This is a genomic window from Piscibacillus sp. B03 (genome assembly GCF_052246295.1).
GTDB lineage: Bacteria > Bacillota > Bacilli > Bacillales > Alkalibacillaceae > Piscibacillus.
On the sequence record NZ_JBQQCO010000047.1, the window covers coordinates 1 to 5,086 of the forward strand.

Sequence of the window (5,086 nt, forward strand, 5' to 3'; positions counted from 1 at the left end):
TTTCATGGATGGTTTATAGCCATTTAAAAATAAATCATCAATGCCATTGCCATCATGCTCATTCCATTGTGCTAAATGCAATTCAATCCCTTGATGTTTCAGCTCTTTCGCAACATCAATTAACGCTTTCTGCACATCAATATTACTTCGGATATCTGCATCAAAAGCTAAGTTAACACGCTTAACCTCCATGCGCTTAATCGCTGGCAATGCTAAACGCCATGCTTGAACACCTGGAATAGCTATGAATGTATCCCCGATTTCCTGTATTTCCTCTTGTGAGTAAGCTCGATCAATAAAATCAGAAGCTATATCACATTTTATGGGTCCTTCTGATAACCACACGGCTTCACGTTTAATTGGTGTACCTTCTGGCCATGATTCTAATGTTTTTGTTGGAACCGATACATGATAAGGGAGTGGATTACCAGGAGATGTACCTCCATCTTTATTAGCTGAAGATAACCACCAGTAGCGGTTTCCTTTTTCTAAACGTACGAAACCTAAATGTTGTCCATTTGAATCAACCAAGCTTTCCATTTGTTTCATGTCCAGTTGTTGATCTAAAACAATTTCGCCCGTTTTGGTATCCCAAACACGTACATGATTAGGTTGTTCCTTTACCTCTGCTGATAAGTGTCCACCTTTAGAACTCCGTTGTAAGACCGCTTCATTTAACACTTGGTCATTACGAATTTGAAATCCTAGCACTTGATTATGGTCATTACGAAACGGAATTAAAATCCCTTTAGCACCTGCGATGTTCCAAAACGTTTGTCCTTCCTGTTTGGTATGCAAATAAAAACCAGGCACGCCACGAAAGTCATCCATATTAAGTGTTTCACCAATTGCTTTAACGACTTGCCATGGTTTTGGGGACGTTGAACGATATTCACGGACAATAACTTGGTCCGTTGTTAAACCACGCTTTTCACTTGTCAATTCTTGATAGTGATAATCATTTAAGATGGTATGGTTTAACAATGTACGGTAAACCTTATTCAAATCTTCGGGTGAGCGTTTTTTCTCCCCTTTTTGTTGTTCGACGTTTGATGTCTCAACGGCTTTTTGTGGTTTCTTTAAGAAATGCAACCAAGATTGGGGTGACTTTTTGGAAAAAGGTCGGTCGCTTGTGACACGAATACAAGCCACGCGATCTCCTTTTTCATGAATGACACAAGCCCCTTTTTTACCACAAACCGGACACAGTTCTCGATACATCTCAAACCATCCTGGGATATTGGTTGGTCTTAACGTTTGACTCATATAATCCTCTCCTTTTTTTGTTTAATTAAATCACATCATCGAAACGACTCTGATCATAAGGTGGCATAACCGTCACGATATGATAGGTTTCAGCATTTTGTTGTACCACACATGCGATTGGATTATCATAACTATCTAATCCAACTATGACGACACGTTGGTGTTTCTCGTCTGATTGCTTTTCGATGATTTTCCCATTCATGATGCAAAGCGCAAGATCACGTTTTATATAACCTCTTTTCTTCATGCGTTCGACGGCATGTTTGGTTAATACGATGTTGCTGTTCATTAATGACTTTTTAATCTGTTTTAACATTGTCTTCCCTCCTCTTTTAAGTCATGAAAACATAAAAAAGAAGCGACCTTCAGACAATAAGTATCAAACATACATCATGGTAAGTTTGTTCATACTCATCGCCCAAAGGCCGCTTTTAGTTAACTGTTTTAAACATACTTCTACCGAGTGGTAGATACATTAAAAACTAAAAAGAAAATAAAGATTATATTTTTTATATTACCATGAACTTTATTTTATCTCAAACTCTTTTTACGTTTATAAAATGGTGACAACAAGGTTGATTTCATTCGTTCAATCCAATTAACTGTATTGTATTGACTCCCCGTTACATGCTCGATGATTGGCTTGTAACCATCTAATAATGTTTGACGGTAGTTTGGCATATTTATTAGTGGTTTATGTTGATACTGATTTTTTAATACCGCTTCATGTAAATCATGAATACAGGTCAATAACGGGTAATCTAATTCCTCAGATAATTCATTTGGACGACTGAAAGACGGAAAGTGCTTATTAAAAATCAACTTCACCTCAATATGCGGATAATCCTGAAATAACTTATGAATATAATTTCGATAAGCACTTATACTTTGGTAATTATCATCCACTAATATCCAACATTCATCTAATTGTTCTAGTGCCCATTTAATTGGTTCATCCATGTTACCAGATGGCATATCTATTAACGTAACATCTAAAACATTTAAATTAGTGATATAACTTTGCATCGTTTCGTAATACCAAGTTATATCATGAGTGTCGTCTTTGCCTAGCGGATACCAAGATACACCTTGATAAATCCATTCGAATGGTAAATCTGTTAAAGGCTCTGCTGTTGGTGTGTGAAAGTCATGGATAAACGAAGCATAAGATCTCCAGTTATGAGGTTCATTTGCAATTCGTTTTAACTCTATTTTTAAATTATGGTTTTCACTTGGCAACTCCAAAACACCCGTCAGTATGCGTTGTTCAGCTAATGCTAATGCAAAGTTTATACAGAAAGTCGTGACTCCCATGCGGTGAAGCGGTGACCACACACCAATGGTTTGATTGGTATCACGGAATGAATGTCTTAATATACGTTTTTGGACACTTTGTGATTGTGCAATGAGTGCATTTATATCTTCGCTAGTTAAACTTTTGTATTCATCACTAGTCTGATTAACGTCATCGATTGATTGTTCGTTTTCATCGTGTACGCTTTGTTTAGAATGTTCGTGTTCAATCGACTGCTTTCGTTTATTTTGTTCGGTTTTAGTTTTTGGATATTCGCTTTGAACACTTGTATCTTTATGTTGTTCTTTCGATTGAACTTCTAAGTGTTCAGTTTGTTCCTCTGATTGCTCGATTTGTTTTTTCGTCTCTTTTTTTTGCTCTTCAGTTTGTTCCGTTAGTACTTTCGATTCCTCGTATTTCTTCTTACGTGAACCTTGTTGAACGTTAGATGATGAAAAACGATTAGATTGATTATTACTCGAAAGAGTACCATCATCATTCTTTTTTCGTTGACGTTTCTTTTTACTGGCAAAGATTAACTTTAAACGTTGAATGAGATCCTTTTCGCTCGGTTCAAAAATAATATCTTCTTCGACAACCTCTTTAGGACGTTCAGTTAATATGAATAGTTGATCGTGAGTTGGTACATTGGTTAAAATGTCTTCTTGATACTCTTCCAAAACAACAATATCAACGCTAGATGTATCCTTTGGAGCTATTTCAAAATCAGAGCGACTATTCACAAAACTACTTAATAACTTATAACGTTCTTGAAAGTATTCTTGAGAACAAGATAGCCAGACTTGCTTTTTAGGATCCTGTTTAGACACTAATATCATCCTCTAATCCTTGTTGTTCTTGCTCGACAACCAACTTAATACGCTCTTTTAGTTGTTTGGTTAACGTGGCTTGATAAGATTCAATACGGGCTAAATGTTCGGGAGTCACCCCAATTCGTTTAGCAAGTTCATATTGACGCAACCTTAATCGCTTTCTTAATAACATTAATCGTTCCACATCATCTTCGGCTTGTATATTATCAAAATCAAGCATGTTAAACTCCCCTTCCTCTAGTTCAATCACTCTATAAAAAACAAAAAGCTCATACTTCCCCTAAAGGAAATATGAGCAGCGCTTGCTTTTAACATAATTTAATTGTTTATCGTATTTATTCTCTTTTATTCTATACTATTTTATTATATAATAACAACATCAACTTATTTTTTATTTTTAATTTTTATTATCTTCCCCTGGAGGAAGTATGTCTTATAACAATTTTGTAAGCGACTTTGGTCGTTAGTTGCAGATACACTCTAATGAGTGTGTTGCGATTAAACGACTTAAAGTCGCTTTTTTGCGTTCTATGCGAAGAAGGTGGGATCAACAAGTTTGTAATGACTATCGTTATAAACTTGTTTTTCTATATAACAAACTAGATTGAAAGGAGCGATTGTGATGACAAACAATCAACAAAATCAAACAAATTTCGAGGAGGTTATGGAAAAACTTAGAGCACCTTTTAACGCTGATGAATTAGAATGGCGAGTCCAACGTAAAGTGAAAACAAAGAATGGTTGGAAAGCTGTTGTTCTTTGTTATGTGACAAACCGTGCTATTCAAAAACGTCTTGATGATGTGTTTGGCCCTTTTTGGCAAAACAAATATGAATTATGGCAAGACAAAGGCGTTAAATGTACAATCTCCGCTCGAATTAACGGCGAGTGGATTTCTAAAGAAGATGGTGCTGAGTTTACACAGGTCGAAAGTGTTAAAGGTGGATTTTCCGCAGCAATGAAGCGGGCAGCTGTTCAGTGGGGTATTGGTCGAATTCTTTATGATATTCCTGAAGTTTGGGTAGATCTAAAAGAAAAAGGTCAAAACTTTTGTAAGGTTGAGGAAGGTAACCAAAAACGGTATCTATATTGGGACAATCCCAATTACGACGAACTCATGAACCGTCAATCTAAACAACCTAATCAACCTAAACAACAACAAAAACCACAATCTCAACAGCCACTTAAACAGTCGAAGGGTCACAACGGTAAAGCAGATAACCAAGATGCTCTAAAGCATATCGTTGAATGTGAGAAAGCGATTGGGTTTAATCCTAAATATCGTCAAGCTTTGTTTGAAAAAGCCAATGGCGATCAAAAGATTAAACTGGAAGAGGCTTCACGTGAGCAACTTCAAAATTACTATCGCGTTCTATTTCCTGTTAAATCCATTATGGAAGCAGGGAAACATTACGGACATGATTTAGAAGCAACGCTAGCTTATGCTCAAACGTGTTACCAAGACCGCATTGAAAAGGTTGAGAGTTTATTCATTAAGACGGATAAAGCTAAAGCTGAAGAAGTTATTCAAGTCTTAAAAGAAAACAGCCCTCAACCAGTCACTGCTTAAATGAAACGTATTAAACGGAAGTCGCTTATCTATCAAAAAAGGTAAGCGACTTTTATGTTTGACAGGAAGATTTAACAAATTAAACTAAACATTTTTAAGGAGAGGATTAGTTATGAGTATTAT

General features: G+C 36.1%; 5 protein-coding genes. 1 reads left to right on the plus strand and 4 read right to left on the minus strand.

The window, feature by feature from the left end:
- From ACTWQB_RS16480 to ACTWQB_RS16495, 4 genes are all read right to left on the minus strand, one after another.
- Window positions 1-1,266: DUF3854 domain-containing protein (locus ACTWQB_RS16480; RefSeq protein WP_443140255.1), on the minus strand; the 1,266-nt coding region annotated here is incomplete at its 3' end.
- Between the two features lie 25 nt (window positions 1,267-1,291).
- Complete coding sequence (locus tag ACTWQB_RS16485; RefSeq protein WP_443140256.1) at window positions 1,292-1,582, minus strand: DUF4258 domain-containing protein; 291 nt, start codon at window positions 1,580-1,582, stop codon at window positions 1,292-1,294.
- Between the two features lie 215 nt (window positions 1,583-1,797).
- Entirely contained in the window at window positions 1,798-3,390 is a 1,593-nt protein-coding gene (locus ACTWQB_RS16490; RefSeq protein ID WP_443140257.1) for a hypothetical protein, read from the minus strand.
- A complete protein-coding gene (locus ACTWQB_RS16495) occupies window positions 3,383-3,613 on the minus strand; it encodes a helix-turn-helix domain-containing protein (protein ID WP_443140258.1) in 231 nt (76 codons plus the stop codon). Before ACTWQB_RS16495 ends, ACTWQB_RS16490 begins: the two co-directional genes overlap by 8 nt.
- Window positions 3,614-4,015: 402 nt before the next feature.
- Here ACTWQB_RS16495 and ACTWQB_RS16500 point away from each other — a divergent pair, with 402 nt between their 5' ends.
- Entirely contained in the window at window positions 4,016-4,963 is a 948-nt protein-coding gene (locus tag ACTWQB_RS16500) for a Rad52/Rad22 family DNA repair protein (RefSeq protein ID WP_443140259.1), read from the plus strand.
- Window positions 4,964-5,086 lie beyond the last annotated feature (123 nt).

Coding starts and splice junctions, on each gene's coding strand:
- ACTWQB_RS16485 (WP_443140256.1), bottom strand. CDS start 1,582: ATGTTAAAACAGATTAAAAAGTCATTAATGAACAGCAACATCGTATTA.
- ACTWQB_RS16495 (WP_443140258.1), bottom strand. CDS start 3,613: ATGCTTGATTTTGATAATATACAAGCCGAAGATGATGTGGAACGATTA.
- ACTWQB_RS16500 (WP_443140259.1), top strand. CDS start 4,016: ATGACAAACAATCAACAAAATCAAACAAATTTCGAGGAGGTTATGGAA.